General features: G+C 36.7%; 19 protein-coding genes. 8 read left to right on the top strand and 11 right to left on the bottom strand.

Annotated elements, in window-relative coordinates; genetic code table 11:
* Nucleotides 1-33: 33 nt before the first annotated feature.
* Entirely contained in the window at nt 34-699 is a 666-nt protein-coding gene (locus tag ACEPSS_RS00840) for a phosphatase PAP2 family protein (RefSeq protein WP_395319309.1), read from the bottom strand.
* 122 nt (nt 700-821) lie between these two features.
* Here ACEPSS_RS00840 and ACEPSS_RS00845 point away from each other — a divergent pair, with 122 nt between their 5' ends.
* Nucleotides 822-1,667 carry a sulfite exporter TauE/SafE family protein gene (locus ACEPSS_RS00845; RefSeq protein ID WP_395319310.1) on the top strand — a complete coding sequence of 282 codons (846 nt, stop codon included), beginning with the start codon at nt 822-824 and terminating at the stop codon, nt 1,665-1,667.
* Nucleotides 1,667-2,041, top strand: coding sequence for a DUF1634 domain-containing protein (locus tag ACEPSS_RS00850; RefSeq protein ID WP_395319312.1), 375 nt, complete (start codon nt 1,667-1,669; stop codon nt 2,039-2,041). The genes ACEPSS_RS00845 and ACEPSS_RS00850 overlap by 1 nt, the downstream gene beginning before the upstream one ends.
* A gap of 52 nt (nt 2,042-2,093) precedes the next feature.
* Here ACEPSS_RS00850 and ACEPSS_RS00855 read toward each other — a convergent pair whose 3' ends face one another.
* On the bottom strand, nt 2,094-2,462 hold the full coding sequence (locus tag ACEPSS_RS00855; RefSeq protein WP_395319314.1) for a hypothetical protein: 369 nt from the start codon (nt 2,460-2,462) through the stop codon (nt 2,094-2,096).
* Between the two features lie 122 nt (nt 2,463-2,584).
* Between ACEPSS_RS00855 and pepT the strand changes: the two genes are divergently transcribed.
* Nucleotides 2,585-3,817 carry a peptidase T gene (gene pepT, locus ACEPSS_RS00860; protein ID WP_395319316.1) on the top strand — a complete coding sequence of 411 codons (1,233 nt, stop codon included), beginning with the start codon at nt 2,585-2,587 and terminating at the stop codon, nt 3,815-3,817.
* 133 nt (nt 3,818-3,950) lie between these two features.
* Here the strand turns inward: pepT and ACEPSS_RS00865 are convergent, their stop codons facing one another.
* From ACEPSS_RS00865 to ACEPSS_RS00875, 3 genes are all read right to left on the bottom strand, one after another.
* On the bottom strand, nt 3,951-4,772 hold the full coding sequence (locus ACEPSS_RS00865; protein ID WP_395319318.1) for a dihydrodipicolinate synthase family protein: 822 nt from the start codon (nt 4,770-4,772) through the stop codon (nt 3,951-3,953).
* Between the two features lie 65 nt (nt 4,773-4,837).
* Nucleotides 4,838-6,070 carry a serine hydroxymethyltransferase gene (gene glyA, locus ACEPSS_RS00870; RefSeq protein ID WP_395319320.1) on the bottom strand — a complete coding sequence of 411 codons (1,233 nt, stop codon included), beginning with the start codon at nt 6,068-6,070 and terminating at the stop codon, nt 4,838-4,840.
* Between the two features lie 291 nt (nt 6,071-6,361).
* Nucleotides 6,362-6,697, bottom strand: a complete 336-nt coding sequence (locus ACEPSS_RS00875; RefSeq protein WP_395319322.1) for a hypothetical protein — start codon at nt 6,695-6,697, stop codon at nt 6,362-6,364.
* A gap of 87 nt (nt 6,698-6,784) precedes the next feature.
* Here ACEPSS_RS00875 and ACEPSS_RS00880 point away from each other — a divergent pair, with 87 nt between their 5' ends.
* The 3 genes from ACEPSS_RS00880 to ACEPSS_RS00890 all read left to right on the top strand — a co-directional run bounded on the left by ACEPSS_RS00880 (nt 6,785) and on the right by ACEPSS_RS00890 (nt 9,524).
* Nucleotides 6,785-8,611, top strand: coding sequence for an FAD/NAD(P)-binding protein (locus tag ACEPSS_RS00880; RefSeq protein WP_395319324.1), 1,827 nt, complete (start codon nt 6,785-6,787; stop codon nt 8,609-8,611).
* A gap of 58 nt (nt 8,612-8,669) precedes the next feature.
* Nucleotides 8,670-8,870, top strand: coding sequence for an LBP_cg2779 family protein (locus ACEPSS_RS00885; RefSeq protein WP_395319326.1), 201 nt, complete (start codon nt 8,670-8,672; stop codon nt 8,868-8,870).
* Between the two features lie 114 nt (nt 8,871-8,984).
* Nucleotides 8,985-9,524 (top strand): hypothetical protein, encoded by a 540-nt coding sequence (locus ACEPSS_RS00890; protein ID WP_395319328.1) that lies wholly within the window; start codon nt 8,985-8,987, stop codon nt 9,522-9,524.
* A 58-nt stretch (nt 9,525-9,582) separates the two neighbouring features.
* Here ACEPSS_RS00890 and ACEPSS_RS00895 read toward each other — a convergent pair whose 3' ends face one another.
* From ACEPSS_RS00895 to ACEPSS_RS00910, 4 genes are all read right to left on the bottom strand, one after another.
* Nucleotides 9,583-10,212, bottom strand: coding sequence for a DNA-3-methyladenine glycosylase (locus tag ACEPSS_RS00895; RefSeq protein ID WP_395319330.1), 630 nt, complete (start codon nt 10,210-10,212; stop codon nt 9,583-9,585).
* A 15-nt stretch (nt 10,213-10,227) separates the two neighbouring features.
* Nucleotides 10,228-10,674, bottom strand: coding sequence for a universal stress protein (locus ACEPSS_RS00900; protein ID WP_395319332.1), 447 nt, complete (start codon nt 10,672-10,674; stop codon nt 10,228-10,230).
* Between the two features lie 142 nt (nt 10,675-10,816).
* Nucleotides 10,817-13,111 (bottom strand): ABC transporter permease, encoded by a 2,295-nt coding sequence (locus ACEPSS_RS00905; protein WP_395319334.1) that lies wholly within the window; start codon nt 13,109-13,111, stop codon nt 10,817-10,819.
* Entirely contained in the window at nt 13,108-13,809 is a 702-nt protein-coding gene (locus tag ACEPSS_RS00910) for an ABC transporter ATP-binding protein (RefSeq protein WP_395319336.1), read from the bottom strand. Before ACEPSS_RS00910 ends, ACEPSS_RS00905 begins: the two co-directional genes overlap by 4 nt.
* A gap of 115 nt (nt 13,810-13,924) precedes the next feature.
* Between ACEPSS_RS00910 and ACEPSS_RS00915 the strand changes: the two genes are divergently transcribed.
* Together ACEPSS_RS00915 and ACEPSS_RS00920 are read left to right on the top strand one after the other, a co-directional pair.
* Nucleotides 13,925-14,239 carry a winged helix-turn-helix transcriptional regulator gene (locus ACEPSS_RS00915; RefSeq protein ID WP_395319338.1) on the top strand — a complete coding sequence of 105 codons (315 nt, stop codon included), beginning with the start codon at nt 13,925-13,927 and terminating at the stop codon, nt 14,237-14,239.
* Between the two features lie 212 nt (nt 14,240-14,451).
* Complete coding sequence (locus ACEPSS_RS00920) at nt 14,452-14,619, top strand: SHOCT domain-containing protein (RefSeq protein ID WP_395319340.1); 168 nt, start codon at nt 14,452-14,454, stop codon at nt 14,617-14,619.
* Nucleotides 14,620-14,709: 90 nt separating this feature from the next.
* On the opposite strand, the gene ACEPSS_RS00925 is transcribed toward ACEPSS_RS00920, so the two are convergent.
* Together ACEPSS_RS00925 and ACEPSS_RS00930 are read right to left on the bottom strand one after the other, a co-directional pair.
* Complete coding sequence (locus ACEPSS_RS00925; protein ID WP_395319342.1) at nt 14,710-15,354, bottom strand: ATP-binding cassette domain-containing protein; 645 nt, start codon at nt 15,352-15,354, stop codon at nt 14,710-14,712.
* Nucleotides 15,351-17,384, bottom strand: a complete 2,034-nt coding sequence (locus ACEPSS_RS00930; protein WP_395319344.1) for a hypothetical protein — start codon at nt 17,382-17,384, stop codon at nt 15,351-15,353. The genes ACEPSS_RS00925 and ACEPSS_RS00930 overlap by 4 nt, the downstream gene beginning before the upstream one ends.
* Between the last annotated feature and the right edge of the window lie 17 nt (nt 17,385-17,401).

Here is a 17,401-nt window from a genome sequence, read left to right on the forward strand (position 1 = left end):
GCTTGAAATCAATTGATTTCAAACCTTTTTTGCTTAACCTAAACTATTATGGAATAATTTAACGTTTTTAAGCTTGGGAGCCACCCAAAGGTAGAGATATTCGGCAATTTGTAACCAAGTGTAAGCAAAGAATGCTCCACCAATTACATCAGAAGGAAAATGCGCATTTAAGTAAACTCGAGAAATCATGACTAAGAAAAGCCATAATCCCAACAACGTTTTAATCATCCAGGCATTCGTACTGTTCTTAACCACGGGGACTAAAACAATCCAAATCACACTAACCACTAAGAAGGTCCCTAAAACGTGACCACTTGGGAAACTGAAACCATCATCCGCTGCTAAATGTAAGCTAGGCCGGGGACGCGCAATGACGTGTTTCAAAATCGTACCTAAGACATCTCCGCCCAAGAGCAAACATAGTGCCCAGAAGGCCGGAATCTTGTAACGACAGCCCCATAAAAAGAAGGCCAAGATAATCATCCACACAATGTCCATTTTGGGACTAGCCAAAAAGCTAATCGCCGTGAATAATTTATCTTCAAAACCAGACTGGCCGTGTTGCACGCCACCAATCATAACTGTATCTAAAAAGTCGATAAAGCCAAATTTCATTTTAACCGAAATAGCTAACAAAATCGTAATTAACAATGAAACTGACAATTTATAGGGACGACTTGGATCCTTTTTAATAATCATAAACTTGCCTCCAATATTATACTGATAGTATACCATATTGTTTTTTAAAACTTTTTCCCTAAGCAAAAACTTAAGGTTTAGCGTAAAATTAAAGGAAATGACAAAGAAAGTGAGGCCTATCTATGCTTAATAGTATCGTGATTATGTTATTCGTCGGAATTGCCGTGGGCGTGCTCGGTTCCATTCTTGGAATTGGGGGCGGAATGATTATTACGCCCGTGTTAACTTTAGGCTTCGGTTTAGACATTAAGTACGCAATTGGTGCCAGTATCATTGCTGTCATTGCGACTAGTTCTGGAGCAACCATTGCTTATTTAAAGGACAACGTCTTAAACTTACGAGTAGCGATGTTTTTAGAAATTGCCACTTCGATTGGGGCGATTGTCGGTGCTTTATTAACCGGTGTAATCAAACCGGTGTTTCTTTACCTTTTATTTGGGCTACTGCTCTTCTTTTCGGGAGCCAACATGGTTCGCAAACTATGGGGAAAACAAGTCCAAACTAACGCCGCTAGTGATGATCCGATTGCTAAAAAACTAAAACTCAACGGCTCTTATTATGATAAAAATTTACATAAACAAGTTGATTACAAAGTGACCAACGTTCCTTCGGGAATTACGGTCATGTTTGGAGCGGGAATTGCAAGTGGATTATTGGGAATTGGCTCTGGTGCTTTCAAAGTCATTGCCATGGATACTTTCATGAAAATGCCACTCAAACCTTCTAGTTCCACCAGTAATTTAATGATGGGAGTGACAGCCGCTGCTAGTGCTACGATTTACTTTTTCAACGGCTCAATTCTTCCCCAAATTGCCGTACCCATGGCTTTAGGGATTATTGTCGGGGCCGCAGTGGGCTCACGAGTTATGCAAATTATGCCAGCTCGGATGTTGCGAATGATCTTCATTCCGATTTTACTTTACCTGGGCTTACAAATGATTCTCAAAGGATTTGGGGTGACTATTTAATGGAAAATTCAAAGCAAACCGAAATTAATCGGGTCGAAATAACGATCGGAAATATTTTACGTTGGGGGGTCATCATTTCCGCTGCAATTATGATTGCTGGATTATTACTCTTTCTGCTAAAAGGTGGTTTAGGTTATCCTAATGGTTACTACGCTAAATCATTTCGCCAAATCTGGGACGGACTGGTTCAGTTAAAACCGTATTCCGTAATGATGTTAGGGATTTTTGCCTTAATCCTAACCCCCGTTTTACGCGTCGTCGTTTCCATCTATTCCTTTTACAAAGAAAAAGATTTCACCTATGTGTACATCACCACTTTTGTCCTCTTAATTTTAATTTTCAGTTTTATTTTAGGAGTTGTATTTCATTTATAATGACAAAAAATCAGCAAGCCACTGTGGCCTGCTGATTTTTAATTTGCATGATTTATTTTTTGGTGATGGCAGCGTCCACGTATCCCAGTAGGAAAAGGAACTTAGCGTCATCTAATTCGGGTGCAACTGTTACTGCCCCGACTGTTACTTGGGTCTTAGTTGCATCTGTTGCATCTTTTTGGGCATCTAATTCGATATCCAAATTAATTTTGGCGGGTAACGCACCAAGTTGCACATTATCAGCTTGCGCAACAATCTTAGAAAATTCTTTGTCACCAATGTGATCCATAATTTTCTTAACTTGTTGGGTAATAAATTGTTTCCAAAAGCTCACAAATTCGGCCCGACCTTCATCAGTTTCAACGTTAAATGGTCCCGTAACGGCAATTTGTCCGTCACTAATTTCAATATTAAGTTTCATAATCATTCTCCTTTAGTTATTTATTTTTATTATAAGCTAAACTCCGCTTCCGTCCTAAAAGAATGCCTAATTTCTAAAAGTATATTATGATAGACAATAAACTATTTAAAGGAGCCAGAATTATGAGTGAAAATTTATTAGACCGTTTTTTACGGTACGTCAAAGTTAATACCCGTTCCAATCCAGATTCAACCACCGTTCCTTCTGATACCAAAGAAGTCGCATTTTTAAAGGCTTTAAGTCAAGAATTAACTGCCATGGGCATGCAAAACGTCCGTACGGGAAAAGATGGCTATGTATTTGCTGATTTACCTGCTAATGATGACCAAAAACGCGCTAAAATCGGCTTGATTGCTCATGTTGATACCGCCGAATTCAATTCGGAAAACATTCAGCCACAAGTAATTGAAAAGTATGATGGTCACTCAACGATTACCCTTGATCAAGCTGGTAAATACCTTTTAGATCCCCAAACATTTCCTAGCTTAACCAAATATGCCGGACAAACTTTAATTACGACCGATGGTTCCACGTTGCTAGGTGCCGATGACAAAGCCGGAGTCGCTGAAATTATGGACACATTGCAATACTTAATTGCTCATCCTGAAATTAAGCATGGTGACATTGTGGTTGGGTTTGGTCCTGACGAAGAAATTGGAACTGGAGCCGATCATTTTGATACCAAAGACTTTGGAGCCGAGTTCGCCTACACCGTTGATGGTGGCTCACTTGGGGAACTCCAATATGAAACTTTCAACGCTGCTGAAGCTAACGTCCACTTTAACGGAACCAACGTACATCCGGCCGAAGCCAAAGACGTCATGGTAAACGCCTCCCAACTAGCCATGGATTTTCATGAATCCTTACCAGCTGCTGAACGGCCTGAAAAAACCGATGGTCGCGACGGGTTTTACATGCTAACTGACATGGCAGGAACTCCTGATGCCGCTGATTTAAACTACATTATTCGTGACTTTGATCATGCTAATTTCGAAAAACGGAAATCCTTTATCAAAAATTTAGCTACTGAATTTAACCACCAGTACGGTGCTGGACGCGTTGAAATTAACGTTACTGACCAATACTACAACATGGGAGATGTCTTAAAAGACGATTTAACTCCCGTTGAACTAGTCAAAACGGCGATGCAAAAAGTTGGCATTACGCCCAACGTCTTCCCCGTTCGTGGTGGAACAGACGGCTCTAAGATTTCGTTCTTAGGGACACCTACGCCTAACATTTTTGCTGGTCCCGAAAATATGCATGGTCGGTTTGAATATGTGTCACTCCAAACGATGCAAAAAGCCGTTGATTTACTGGTTCAAATCGTCCAAGATGTGCCGGTTGAAAAATAACTTATCAGTTAAAAAGACACTAAAAAACTAGTCTTTATAAAAAAGCAGCTAGATTCTGATCAATTTCAGAATCTAGCTGCTTTCTCTTTTATAGTTTATTTTTCAAATCTATTTTATATAATCATTTTTTAAACTAATTTCCAAGGGGAGTTCTACATATACCAAAGTTAATGTTCTCATTTTTAGAAATTTCATTCTTTATAAAAGGAAGTGGCGAATTTTCGAATATTTTATCGATTTGTTTTTTTAACGAATTATAATCATGGTTAGCTTCTTTTGCTAGTAATGAATCCAACCACTGTTTAACTTCAATTGGATACAGATTACCTGCAATTGAAGATAAACCATTGTATCTCAAACTGATTTTCTTTTCCAATTCTTTTTCCCCACCGGCAAAATAATAAAGTGGCTTATCAGTTATTTCTTTTAACTCTAATATTTTTTTAGGATTTCCAGCTTCTTTTATTCCTACTAATAAGGGGTTATTAATTAAAGTTTTATATGATTCAATGGATAAATCAAATCCAGTTCTCAAGGGGTTATTATAAATGATTACTTGCTTGTTAGCAGCTTTAATTATTGCATTTGTGTAATTCAATGCTTCTTTCTGGGTTGGTAATATATAAGGTGAATAACCAATCAAAATAGCTGATATTTGGGGCACTTTGCTTATTTTCATAGCAAGTTGTTGAGCCTCAAGTTGTCTAATACTAGATACACCAAATATTAATTCAAAATCAGAGTCAACTTTTAAAGACGACAAGTTATCAATGATTTCAAACTTTTCGTTTAAAGTTAATGAATGTTGCTCACCTGTTGAGGCACAAATTAATACAGATTTTATTCCAATTTTATTTAAATGTTCAATATGGGCCAACGTTGCTTCAATATTTAAATCTTCATTTTGTTTAAAAGATGTTGGTACAGCAATGTGGTAATTATTTGTTAGTGTCATGTTGTTTCCCCCGCATAAAAATCACTGATTTTCTCTAAGATGATTATACCAAATACTAAAACATTTTATTTTTCTGCTGGATGCGTAGTGGTTAACTGTTTTACCACTTCCCGAGCTTGTGTTTGCATGGCTTGATCAGTCGGATTTTCCAATACCGCTACAATTAATTCGGCAACTTGGCGAGCATCGGCTTCAGCAAAACCACGTGTGGTAATCGTGGGCGTTCCCACACGAATTCCTTCCATCGTGGTTCCGTCTTCTAAAGGTAACAACTCTTTGTTAGTCGCAATTCCCACGCTGTACAATAATTCAGCGGCTTGCTCACCGGTTAACCCAGTTTGATTTAAATCAAGCGTCATTTCGTGATTTTCCACCCCACCAGAAACTAAGCGGATTTTGTCAGCTGCTAGAAAAACCTCTGCCATGGCTTGAGCGTTTTTCACTACGTTTTGGGCATAAACTTTAAATTCTGGTTGCAATGCTTCTCCGTATGCAATTCCTTTAGCCGCCACAATTTGTTCTAAAGAACCACTTTGTGAAGCGGGAAAGACTCCTTCATCTAAAGCATCTGCATACTTTGCTTTGGCTAAAATCATTCCACCTCGAGGTCCACGCAACGTTTTGTGGGTCGTCGAAGTCACTACGTCTGCTTCGGGAACTGGATTAGGATGTACCCCACCAGCAACTAAACCAGCAATATGCGCCATATCAACCATTAAAATGGCACCAACTTCATCCGCAATCTCTCTAAATTTATGCCAATCAATAATATGACTGTAGGCAGATGCTCCTGCAATAATTAATTTTGGTTTGACCTCTAAGGCTTGTTTCCGAATTGCTGCATAGTCTAGTAACTCCGTTTTGGGATCCACACCATAAAAATGGGCTTCGTATAATTGACCAGAAAAATTATGGGGTTGTCCATGAGTAAAGTGACCCCCAGCGTGTTCACTCATCGCTAAAATTTTATCACCCGGTTGTAAAAAGACATTATAAACGGCTTGATTGGCTTGGGTTCCAGAATGAGGGAAAACGTTCGCATATTCGGCTTTAAATAATTTTTTAGCCCGGTCACGGGTCACATTATCAATTTTATCGATGGCTTCGTTTCCGGTATAAACCCGTTTGCCAGGATAACCTACCGCATATTTGTTGGTTAAAGCTGAGCTTTGGACGGCCCGAACGGCTGGTGAAGCAATGTTTTCTGAAGCAATTAACTCAATTACATTTTCTTGTCGTTCAGTTTCTTGTTGCATGGCGTTCCAAATTTCAGGATCTTGCTTTGAAAAATCGTACATAATTTCCCCCTCATCAATCAAAAAAAGACGTCCTTGTACTTTCGTACAAGGGCGTCTTTAACACTGTTCCACCTTATTTTGTACCAAGCTCACACTTGATACCTCTAGCTCTTAATGCGCATTAAGAATTATATTAAATTAATTAAAACTTGACTGCCTTCGTTTTAAATAATGGTTTTCCTTTGCACTAAATCGAAAACTCGCTAGACATTATTTTAAAACTACTACTTTCAAGTTGAAAGTATCATAACAAAATTTAAAATAACCTGTCAACTATTTTTTAAGTTTTGCTTAACGATTCCCCGCAATTCGGTTAGCAGCCGCTTCTAAATCCAATAACATTTTAAAATCATTCGCTTTAAAGTCGTTCACTAAACTATCACTGTGCGCTTGGTATTCCCCGATTTTACGTCCCGTGATACTGACAAATTCGAAAGTTTGGGCATCAACGGGCTTAACGGAATCATAGTGGCCTTCTTCAGCATTATCCAAATATAATTGCAATAAATCTTGCACCGTTTGGTAAATTAAATCATCTTCGGCAACTGGTTGACCGGCTTGTGCTAACTCGTCCATCCGTTGGTGAATTTGTTCCATCGTTTCTGGAATCATTGGTTGATTATTCATTGAAATCCCCCCTACTATTTTAATTATAACTAATCTTGGCATGATTGTGCTACCATGGCTATGTATGCTGTGAAAGGAAATGAAACTATGAAAATTGCAATTATTGGAGCGGGCCCCCGCGGGTTAATGATGCTCCATCGTTTACTAAAAGAAATCCAACTTCCCGTCACCATCGACCTCTATGATTCATTTCAAATTGGGGGTCGAGTATGGCGAACTGATCAACCTCTGTATCTTTTAATGAATTCAACGGCACAATTGGTAACGCTCTTTAACGATTATCAATCTTCAAGGCTCACGGGACCCACTTTTTATGAGTGGAGTCAAAGTGAAGCTGCTAAAAGTTTTATTGAAAAACAAAACTATGCCCATGACTTTAGTCAAGTTTGCCAAGCAGTCCACCCAGATGACTTTGCTCCGCGGGCTTTATTTGGCGTTTATGCCCAGTGGTTCTATCAAGAAATCACACAAACGGCTCCGGCAAATGTTGCAATTAACTTTAATCATCAGAAAGTTACTGCTGCCAAACTAGTATCAGATCAGCATTACGAATTAACCACCAAGACTGGCAAAACCGAGTACGATTATGTAATCGGCAGCACTGGCACTAGTAATAATCAAATGACAGCGGACGAAGTTTCCCTTGCCAAGTATGCGGATAAGTACCAGTTAACTTATCTAGCTCCAAATTACGTTAATGAAGCTAATTTAACTAATATTACTGCAGATCAAACCGTTTTATTGCGGGGCATGGGTTTAAATTTCTTTGATTATTTAACGGCATTCACCATTGGACGGGGTGGCCAGTTCGTTTATGATGAGAAGCACCACTTAACTTATCTAGCTAGCGGAAAAGAACCGCAGCTAGTCGCTGGTTCTCGCCGGGGAGTTCCTTATTATCCAAAAACCGAAAATCAATTACCGGTGGGAAAACACCTGCCCCTTTACTTTTTGAACTGGGAAACCATTAACGCCAACTTAGTGGAGCATAAATTACCATATGCCAAATTTTTTGATCTATTTCAAGCCGAAATCGAAAATCGGTACTACCAATTATTGATTAACGCGAAATATCCTAACTTAAATGCCGCTGAATTTACTAAAGCCTTTCAAACTAGTAAGGATCGTAAGGCCACAATTGCTAAATATCATTTTCGTGAGGAAGATTTACTAGATTGGAACTTACTAGCCAATCCGGTGGCTGGGACTAGCATTACCACGATTTCCGCCTATCAAACAATTTTATTGCAGTGGATTAAGTTAATTACGGATGACGCTAAGTTAGGTTCTTTGCATGCTCCGATTACAGGCGCTCTTACCATGTTTGTCGAAATGCGGACGACCATTCAAAAATTAGTGGCGGAGCATTACTTTACCAACGATGACTACGTTAATAAATTTCTCAAAGAATTTACGGCCCTCACTGGTTTTCTAACTTCGGGGCCTCCTGTAGTTCGTTACGAACAGTTGCAAGCTCTCATGGAAGCTGGAATTCTCACGATTGTGCCACCCAAACTCCAAGTGATGGGAGCCAATCATCATTTCATTGCGCGTTCCCATTTTTATCCGGGGGAAATTTTTACTTGTGATGCCATGATTGAAGCTCGGTTGCCCCGACCTAATCTAAGTCTAACCGACGATTCCTGGTTAAAATCACTACGCGATGCTGACATTTTAAGTCCCTATCAAATCCCGTTAACGGACGGACAAGCGTTTAATACCCAAGCCGTCAACGTTACGGAACCGACTTTCAATCCCCTTAATTCACAAAATCAGCTTCATGAGCATTTATTTATCTGGGGTTTACCAATTACGGGGGTCGAATGGATGACCACCGCACTCCCCCATGCCCTAGCAAATGACCGAAACTTCATGATTATCAATCAAATTGTTGACCGAATTAAGAATCATTAATTCAAAAATTAGCAAAGTAGTTTATAATTAAGTTAAATAAACTTTTGGAGGATTCAAAATGGCTTACATTGACGAACAATTCAGTCAACTTGCAACTGACTTAATCAAGTACCAAGAAAAACACAACCTTGATGACAATACGATGGCAGTAAAACTCATGATGAGCGTGGAACGTTACCATGCGATTAAAAGTATGTGGGAACAACCTACTGAAGCTGAAGTTAAGGACATCAAAGACTTCTTAATTCATAACAAATAACCGAAAAAACTAATGATATCAATTAATGTCATTAGTTTTTTTATAATGGGCTTTCACAATGATTCAATTAAGGTTAAAATTGGAGAAACAAATATAATTAATTGGAGAAAAATTATGAAGAAAATTTTATTATTATCAACCGTTGCCGTTTCTTTATTGGGATTAGCTGCTTGTTCTAATACTCCCAAAAAACCAGCGGAAAAGAAAACTGACACCGAAAAAGTGGAAAAAAAGGCTAAAACTCCTAAAGCAACCACGAAAAAAACAACGGATGCCAGCACTGCTGATTCCAATACTACAGATTCTAACAATAATACCAGTGGTTCAACTAGTTCAAGTAGCAACGGCAGTTCTAACAACAGTACTACTAAAAATAGTACTACCAAAAATTCTACTAGTAGCAGTAAAAATAGTTCTAATAATGCTAAACCTAGTACTACTCCTACTACTACAAGCACTACTGACAGTACTGATCAAACGCCAACCACGACTCCTGCTCAAGGTAACCAGGCTACCACTCCAAGCCAAACAACGAGCACTAACCAAGGTGCAGCAACCGATACCAGCACTACTACAAGTAGTAGTACTGCCAACGCAAACCCTGACTTAGATGTTTACACTAACCCTGAAGAATACGCTAACCGTTGGAATTAATTTAATCCACATAAAAATAAAAAATCGAAGTGAATTTTAAAAATTCACTTCGATTTTTTCATTTCCAGCCATAAGTGGTTAAATTCATATCTCGTTTAGGGACTTTTGAAACATAAGGATTGCCAGCTACAATAAATCGATATGGCTTTTCACTCCACGATCCTTGTGTACTAACCCCGATTCGACCGGTAGATATGATTTTTTCAGGGGTTTTACCATGGAGGAGGTCAATATCAAGTTTCGTATCGCCAAATTCCAAAAGATTCATCCGTTTGTCAGTAATTCCTAAAGCTTCCATGAGCTTTCCAGGTCCATTGGTCAAATCAAAACCGTGCTTCGTTCGATTTTGTTCCATCAATTCAATTCCTTGAACTGGTTGAATTCCACGAATTAAAATTCCTTCGGGGATATCTTTGGCCTGGGTCGCAATATCCAAACATAAACGACCATGAATGGAGTAAATATAAACTGTGCCAGGAACACCATAAAGTGGTTCATTAGATGGAGTTCGTTTACCCGCAAAAGCATGCGCGGTCGTATCCTTAACCCCGAGGTACGCCTCAGTTTCTGTGATATAGCCGCTCATTGTACCTGCTTCTGAATGATAAACTAACAACTTTCCCAATAATTTTCGGGCAATTTCATCAGTTGTCCCCTCACTAAAAAACTTTCTTAGTTGTTCTGTCACAATCCTTACCCCTTATTAACGAACTACGATTACTGAAATTTTAGCACGCTTAGCTAACTTAACACTAATACTGTAGAAATGGTGTTCGCCATCTTTATCAGCACCACAAACTAGTAAGTCTGGGTTAAAGTTGGGAATAATGTCATCAAGGATTTGGTCATCAATATCTCCACCTTCGCTTGCGATGGCAGAAACATTTTCGATACCAAAGTCTTTGGCAGCATCAACGTATTTATAAATAACCGCATTTAAAGCCGCACGCTTCTCGTCTAATTTCTTCGGTGTTAAAGAATCGTAGATGTTAATATCATCACCCTCTAATACCGAACAGATTCCGAGTTCAGCGCCAAATTCTTTCGCTTGGGTAACTGCGTAACTCAATGCTTTTTTGTTTGCTTCAGGATCATCTGCATCAATGGTTAATAAGATCCGTTTAAAAACAAGTGGTTCTACTTTTGTCATAATTTTCACCTCCAGTGACTATCATAATAATATCATAAGAATTTATTAAAACCATCATTTTTTAGAAAAATAACTAAGTTAGGTAAAAGGAAAAAACCAAAAACAACAAATTCTGTGTGAATTTGTTGTTTTTTATTAAAACCTATTCGACTCCTTTAGTTGAGGCAATCATATCTAATTTTTTAAGTCTGCTACCCATCATAACTACGGTTGATAATGCTGCAGCAACTACAATAACAGTCGCTAAACCAACACTAATGGTTGAAATGAACGGATAGTAAATAATCTGACTAGTATTAAAGGTTGTGACATATTGTGAGAGGAACCAGTAACCAAATGGAATTCCCAAAGCCCAACCAAGACTGGTAATGGTCAAATTTTCAATGATGGTTAAGTTTCTAATTTGATTCCGAGAAAATCCTAAAATTTCAAGAGTTGCGTAGCTTCGTGACCGTTCCGTAAAACTCAAAGAACCTAAATTATACAAAATAACCACGGTTAACAAAATTCCAAAAACTTGAATCATTAAGAAAATACTACTTAAATTATCAACCATTTGTTTGGCATTTTGCTTTTGTTCCTTCAAACTAACTACTTGTGTAACTGTCGGATTATCTTTCACTGATTGTGATAGTTTTTGCTGACTAGTTAAAATAGCAGTTGGTTTAAAATTCATACCTTGATCTTGCCAAGTGTGTTTGGTCATGTAAATTCCTTGCGGAGCACTCGTTTTAATAATCCCTTTAACCTTAATTTTTAGGGTTTTATCACTAAAAGATGGCTTTAGTGATACTGTTTGATTCTTTTTCAAGTACGCAGTTTTGGCAATTCCTGCTCCAACATAAACGCCTCCATCTTTAATTTTTTGCTGATTCTCTGTCCTTAAATTAATTTTGGAACCTGAATCAAGAATGGTTAACGGACGATCAAATTTCCCTTTCGGTTGCAAGCTACTATAAACTGTTTCGGTTTTTTCACCATGAACTTGCTTGGTAATCCGCTGAATTTCGGACTGACTAGTGGTATTACTCAAATTAAGCTTTTTAGCATACACGTATTCATGTCCGTAAGTTTGATCAACTTGGTTATCCATTGAATTTTTCGTCCCAAATCCAGTCATAACTAGTGCTAAACCACCAATCACACCAATTAATCCCATTAACATTTGGACTTTGTTACCTAAATTATCCCGAATTGACCATCGATTTCCAAAAGGAATTCGTTGCCAAATTGCAGGAAAGCTTTCTAACATAACTCGTTTACCATGCTTAGCTGTACTACCTTTACGAAAGGCTTGTGCTGGCGTTAAACCATGATTTACTTGAGCAGCAAATAGAGCCGACAAAATACAAATAATAATTACACAAATTGCAACATAGAGTGGGACTGCTGTGTAAGCAATGTTCCAACTTGGAAGCGAGAACATTGGTTTTTGCGAGCTCATTACAAAGTTAGAAAGTAATGGGGCGATGCCTAAACCAACAATTGCTCCAACTCCTCCAACTAAAAGCCCGTACATAGAATAATAAAGCGACAAAGTCGTGTTTTTATACCCCAATGATTGTAAGGTCGCCATGTCTCGTTGTTGTTGATCAATGATTTTTCTAATCGTGGTGTACATCGCAAGCACTGCGAGGAGAATGAAAATGATTGAGAACAAAATTGAAATATTTCTAACTTGTCCGACCCGATCAACAGCTGTAGCAATCCCCACGTTTGACTTTTGGGTTTGCAAAGCAATGTATTTAGCCCCGATTAACTTACGAATCCTTTTTTCTACTTGTTGATTATTACTGTCTTTGATTTCAACCACGTTATTTAATTGGGGTAACTTAAACTGATTATTTAGGGTTTTTTCACTAATAAAGCCATACCCATAATCCTGATTTTGCGGTGAAATGAAATCATTTGATCCAGTATAATACATCTTATCTGGTGAATTAACTAACCCAGCGACCTTTAACTTAACTGCTTGTTGGTTAAATTTAACGGTTACCGTACTATTTTTGTGCAAGCCGTTACTTTTGGCAAACTTTTCGTTTACATAAATTCCCTCAGCATCACGATTGATTTTGTGACCGTTAGTTTGCAATGTTTGGGATAGTTTTTGTGTGCCTGGCGTACTTACTGATAAATAACGTTTACTCCCCTTTAGATAAGTCGTCGTATTAATTTCGGTTTGAGCAGATACTCTAGAAACAGCAGGAAGCTGCTTAATTTGACTGACTTCATGATCACTTAAACCAGTCGATAATAAAGTTGAAGTGGCCAAATGGGTCCGAGTCGTGTATTGGTTAATGTTTTGCTTCATTCCGTTCCATGTACCTTCAAGCCCGGTATAGAAAAGAACACTCAGAAAAGCCATCAAGAACACGGAGAAAAATTGAGTCCAATTCTTAAAAACCGTTCGAACTAACTTTTTTAATAGGAATCTCATCCCCAATCAACCTCCTCAACTTCAAGTGGACTTGGATTATCGATGATTTTATCAACTTGTCCATCTTTAATGTGAATTACCCGGTCAGCAATGGGTGCAACTAATGGATTATGGGTGACAATCACGACGGCAGTATCTTTACTCTTGCTTTTCTTTAAAATCTCGAAAACACGTTGTGAAGTTTCCGTATCTAAAGCACCAGTCGGTTCATCACATAACAGTACTTTCGGTCCTTTGGCTAAGGCACGAGCAATTGAAACCCGTTGCATTTCTCCACCAGAAAGTTGGTCGGGAAAATTATTTTTTCGTTTCAAAAGCCCAACCTTTTGGAGATAACTCTCAGTGGTATTCCGATAATTTTTATTTTTTAATTGGGCCGAAATGGCCACATTTTCAAAAACCGTTAAATTAGAAATTAAGTTGTAAAATTGAAAGACAAAACCAACAACGTTTTTTCGATAATCAGTTAACTGTTTATCAGATTCCGTATTAATGAACGATCCATTATACGAAACGGTTCCATCCGTCGGCCGATCCATTCCCCCTAAGATATTCAAAGTGGTACTTTTACCTGATCCGCTGGGTCCTAAAATAACCGTTACCTGATTTGATTCAATGTCAAAACTGACATCATTTAAGGCGTACGTTACTTCTGAACCATTTTTATAACTCTTACTAACATGTTTTAAACTAAGCATTCTCTCTTTCCTCCTTTTATGATTACTTGTATAATAAAGGTATAGCTTTAAAAAGAAAAGTAGGGTAATTTTTTACAGTTACTGCATAAAATTAAAGAATTAGGAGTTTACTAGGATGGAAAGCGAAAATATTATTGAAGAATGTCCCATTCAACCAGTTGTTGATATCATTAGTGGCAAGTGGACGGCTTATATTCTGTGGGAAATTTATAACGAAAATAATCATTACGGCGGAATTATTAAGGCCCTTCCGGGAATTAGCACGCGAACTTTATCGACCAGACTTAAAATGTTGGAAAAAAGTGAGATTGTTACTCGAACTGTTTTCAACACCAATCCACCCACTGTGGCATATAAATTAACTAAAAAAGGTTTAGATTTAGCCCCCATTTTAACTTCCATGAAAGTATGGTCTGAAACTTATAAATAGACGAAAAGACACCTAATCAAGGTGCTAGGTGTCTTTTTTTAATTAAAATTTAGTCTCGCTAATGCCATATACTCAGCAATTGTAACAATAATATAGACATCTATTTTTACCATGTCTATTTTAATAGCTTTATTAAAAAACTAATCAGAATTACTTTAATCATTTAAGCTAGCTTGCCAATTGTAAAGAATGATATCACAAAGGAGAAACCCATGATTACAATATCAATAATTGCAGTTTTAGTATTTTTATACATCAAATATCATAATAAGAAAAAGAACTCAGCAAATGAATTAATAAACCTCAAAAAATTATTGGATAAGGGGATTATTACCCAAGAAGAGTTTGACAAAAAGAAGAAAGATATTTTAGGACTCTAGTAATAGACAATAGATTTCAATTGATGATTTAATTAAATAACAAAAAATAAGCTAAATTCTGGTTAAATTCAGAACTTAGCTTATTTATTTTTACTTATCATTTTCATTTATAATATTTACAACTTCATCAGCCCATTCAAAGACCAGTGGATCATGACTAGAAATCAGCATAATTTTATTCTGATCAACCATTGGTTTTAAAACATTTTTTAAGATATCTAGCGAGGTTTTTTCATCTAAAGCAGCAGTTGGCTCATCAACTAAAATTACCTTAGGATTCTTAATGATTAATCTAGCAATCGCAACTCGCTGTTGCTCACCTCCTGATAATTCATAAACCTTTCTTTTCAAGTATGAATCATCCAGTTTTACGGCTTTAAGTGCCTTGCTCATGGTTTCTTTTTCACTGTTTTTTTCTACTTTTTTAGCAGCAAAGCCAAATTTTAAATTTTCGGCAACGGTTTCTTCATCAAGTAGTGCATAATTTTGAAATAAATAGCCTAAGTCATTTTGATAATAAGCACGTTTCTTTAATTTTTTTAAATCATGCCCATTATACTCAATGACCCCTTCATAATTCTCAAACGTTGCAACTAAATTCAATAAAGTTGTTTTTCCAGCTCCAGATGGTCCTCGAAGGACATATACCTGACCAGGATTAAACGTATACGAAAAATTTTTAATAACAGTGTGATTACCAAAAGATTTATTTACCTGTTTTAGTTTCAACATCATATTTCTCCTTTAAGCGTTTGATAAGTTTTACGTTCATTAAAAATGATTTCAGCAGTAAGAATTAAAACCAATACCAGAATTAAAATTATAACTTCCATTAATAATTTGAAATTGCTTCCACTTACAAAGATTCCAGGAAGTAACGCTCCTCCAAAAAGTAAGTAAACAGGTGCATAACGTCTAAAGAATGAAAATCCATAAATCTTTTGTAAGAAAAGTTTTTTACGATAGGTCATTAAGATTAGATAAGTAAGCACGTAACCGCAAACAATAATAACTATTAAAGCGGTAATCTCACTCACAATTAACGAAACTTGCTGAATTCTTAACCTTGTCTGTAAATCAGCTCGAATCTTAGCAGTATTACTTACTTCCTGTAACTCTGGACTCATTGATTTTACAAGGGCATGGCGATTATTTGCCGATGAAAAACGAACCAAAACATCTCTTGAAGAAACATAGGCAATTAAATTTTGCAGTAATGGATTATCTGATACTAAATATCGGGATTGTTGATCTTTTGGGTTCAAAACAGCAGCATCAAAGGCAGATTTTGGCAATTTTTCTGCTTGTTTCCAGTTGATTACTAAAACCTGTTTTGGCTGCTGATATGCCGTTTCTAGATTAAAATTGTTACTGGAATAAAAAAAGAAATGGGCTGGAAGCATTTTTTTAATCTTGATTTGGCTTACCTTTACAGCATTTGGTTTTGCAAATCTCTTTTCGATTTCATTTTGATTAATATCAGTAGTGGTTAACAAAGTTAAGGCCGTGAGAAAATCTTTCATTTTAATTCTTTTACCATTTTCATTTTTAACATTTTGATATTCAAAATAAGTAGGATTAACGTAGAAATTGGTGTCCTCAAAATCAGAAGGATTCTCTTGGCTAGCTCCTGATTCAGCAGGACCACCCATATCTACTAATTTATTAAACAATAAATCCTTTGGTGCAACATATTTCAACAGTGTCTCACTTTTTTGCAACGATTTTTTCCCATTATTATCCATTGTATGAAAATCTAAGGTATTAAAGTCACGTACTTTATCCCATGATTTTTCACTACTTTGAAATAAGCCTAAATCTTTTTGATTAGTAAGATTAAGGTTTAAAACCGTTACAAATAATAAAAATGAAGCAGTTAAAGTTACCCATGTAAGTAAGATTACCGAAACTTTTGAACCTTTCCCTTTGATTGTTGAGATGATTGAACCATTATTTAAAATAATAACCATCAAAAGGTTAATAATTACAATTAATATCCCTAGCACTACCCCAACTAATAAGTAACAAGTTAAGAGATACTCCCACATTTCTCGAATGAAAATGTAAGCAGCTAATCCTAGGCCGCACCAGGTCAACACATAGGCATAGAAAAATCCTTTCGTATTTAGCCACCAACTACTTAAGATATTTTTTAATGAGCTATCGCCATAAAAAAGTTTTTTTAGCATAAACATCTTTCGTTGTCTAAAAATTACATAAAAGTTATATGCCACAATTACTAGTATTAAAGACAAAATCAAATATTCAAAATGTGACATTTGTAACTGAGAAGCAATATCTTTACTAGCACCTTCAAACGAGGCCGGATTAAAAGAAAAGCCTCTAATTCCATTTTCTGCCAAAAATTTATTAAGTGTCTCATGATTCCCCGGACCAAAAATCCCATAAGTAGTTTCTAATCCCGTTTCTAATGCTTCATTACTATGAGTAAAACTATTTTTTGGAAGATCCTTAGCATAGTTATGCTTCCCTAGTTGATAATTTTTAACGATAACGTCATTATTTTTGTTTAAATATACTTTTTTAACTACTTCTAAGTCATGATGATTTGCAAAATTAATTATTTTTTGATTTATTTCTTTTGTACTCTTCCCAGATTCATTTTTTGTAACATTAAAATTAGTTGGTGTACTAAAATATGCATCATTATGAGAAAAGCACAGTGCTGAACTAAACAGCGCTGTGCTTATAAGTAACAAAAGAATTAAATACATTGAATTTCTAATTGCATTTAATTTTTTCATTGGTTAATCTACCTCAT

The organism is Fructilactobacillus frigidiflavus (assembly GCF_044054575.1).
Classification (GTDB): Bacteria; Bacillota; Bacilli; order Lactobacillales; family Lactobacillaceae; genus Fructilactobacillus; species Fructilactobacillus frigidiflavus.

What these genes read in the sequence shown, in the direction of transcription:
- ACEPSS_RS00840 (WP_395319309.1), bottom strand. Translation starts at nt 699, where the DNA reads ATGATTATTAAAAAGGATCCAAGTCGTCCCTATAAATTGTCAGTTTCA.
- ACEPSS_RS00845 (WP_395319310.1), top strand. Translation starts at nt 822, where the DNA reads ATGCTTAATAGTATCGTGATTATGTTATTCGTCGGAATTGCCGTGGGC.
- ACEPSS_RS00850 (WP_395319312.1), top strand. Translation starts at nt 1,667, where the DNA reads ATGGAAAATTCAAAGCAAACCGAAATTAATCGGGTCGAAATAACGATC.
- ACEPSS_RS00855 (WP_395319314.1), bottom strand. Translation starts at nt 2,462, where the DNA reads ATGAAACTTAATATTGAAATTAGTGACGGACAAATTGCCGTTACGGGA.
- pepT (WP_395319316.1), top strand. Translation starts at nt 2,585, where the DNA reads ATGAGTGAAAATTTATTAGACCGTTTTTTACGGTACGTCAAAGTTAAT.
- ACEPSS_RS00865 (WP_395319318.1), bottom strand. Translation starts at nt 4,772, where the DNA reads ATGACACTAACAAATAATTACCACATTGCTGTACCAACATCTTTTAAA.
- glyA (WP_395319320.1), bottom strand. Translation starts at nt 6,070, where the DNA reads ATGTACGATTTTTCAAAGCAAGATCCTGAAATTTGGAACGCCATGCAA.
- ACEPSS_RS00875 (WP_395319322.1), bottom strand. Translation starts at nt 6,697, where the DNA reads ATGAATAATCAACCAATGATTCCAGAAACGATGGAACAAATTCACCAA.
- ACEPSS_RS00880 (WP_395319324.1), top strand. Translation starts at nt 6,785, where the DNA reads ATGAAAATTGCAATTATTGGAGCGGGCCCCCGCGGGTTAATGATGCTC.
- ACEPSS_RS00885 (WP_395319326.1), top strand. Translation starts at nt 8,670, where the DNA reads ATGGCTTACATTGACGAACAATTCAGTCAACTTGCAACTGACTTAATC.
- ACEPSS_RS00890 (WP_395319328.1), top strand. Translation starts at nt 8,985, where the DNA reads ATGAAGAAAATTTTATTATTATCAACCGTTGCCGTTTCTTTATTGGGA.
- ACEPSS_RS00900 (WP_395319332.1), bottom strand. Translation starts at nt 10,674, where the DNA reads ATGACAAAAGTAGAACCACTTGTTTTTAAACGGATCTTATTAACCATT.
- ACEPSS_RS00905 (WP_395319334.1), bottom strand. Translation starts at nt 13,111, where the DNA reads ATGAGATTCCTATTAAAAAAGTTAGTTCGAACGGTTTTTAAGAATTGG.
- ACEPSS_RS00910 (WP_395319336.1), bottom strand. Translation starts at nt 13,809, where the DNA reads ATGCTTAGTTTAAAACATGTTAGTAAGAGTTATAAAAATGGTTCAGAA.
- ACEPSS_RS00915 (WP_395319338.1), top strand. Translation starts at nt 13,925, where the DNA reads ATGGAAAGCGAAAATATTATTGAAGAATGTCCCATTCAACCAGTTGTT.
- ACEPSS_RS00920 (WP_395319340.1), top strand. Translation starts at nt 14,452, where the DNA reads ATGATTACAATATCAATAATTGCAGTTTTAGTATTTTTATACATCAAA.
- ACEPSS_RS00925 (WP_395319342.1), bottom strand. Translation starts at nt 15,354, where the DNA reads ATGATGTTGAAACTAAAACAGGTAAATAAATCTTTTGGTAATCACACT.
- ACEPSS_RS00930 (WP_395319344.1), bottom strand. Translation starts at nt 17,384, where the DNA reads ATGAAAAAATTAAATGCAATTAGAAATTCAATGTATTTAATTCTTTTG.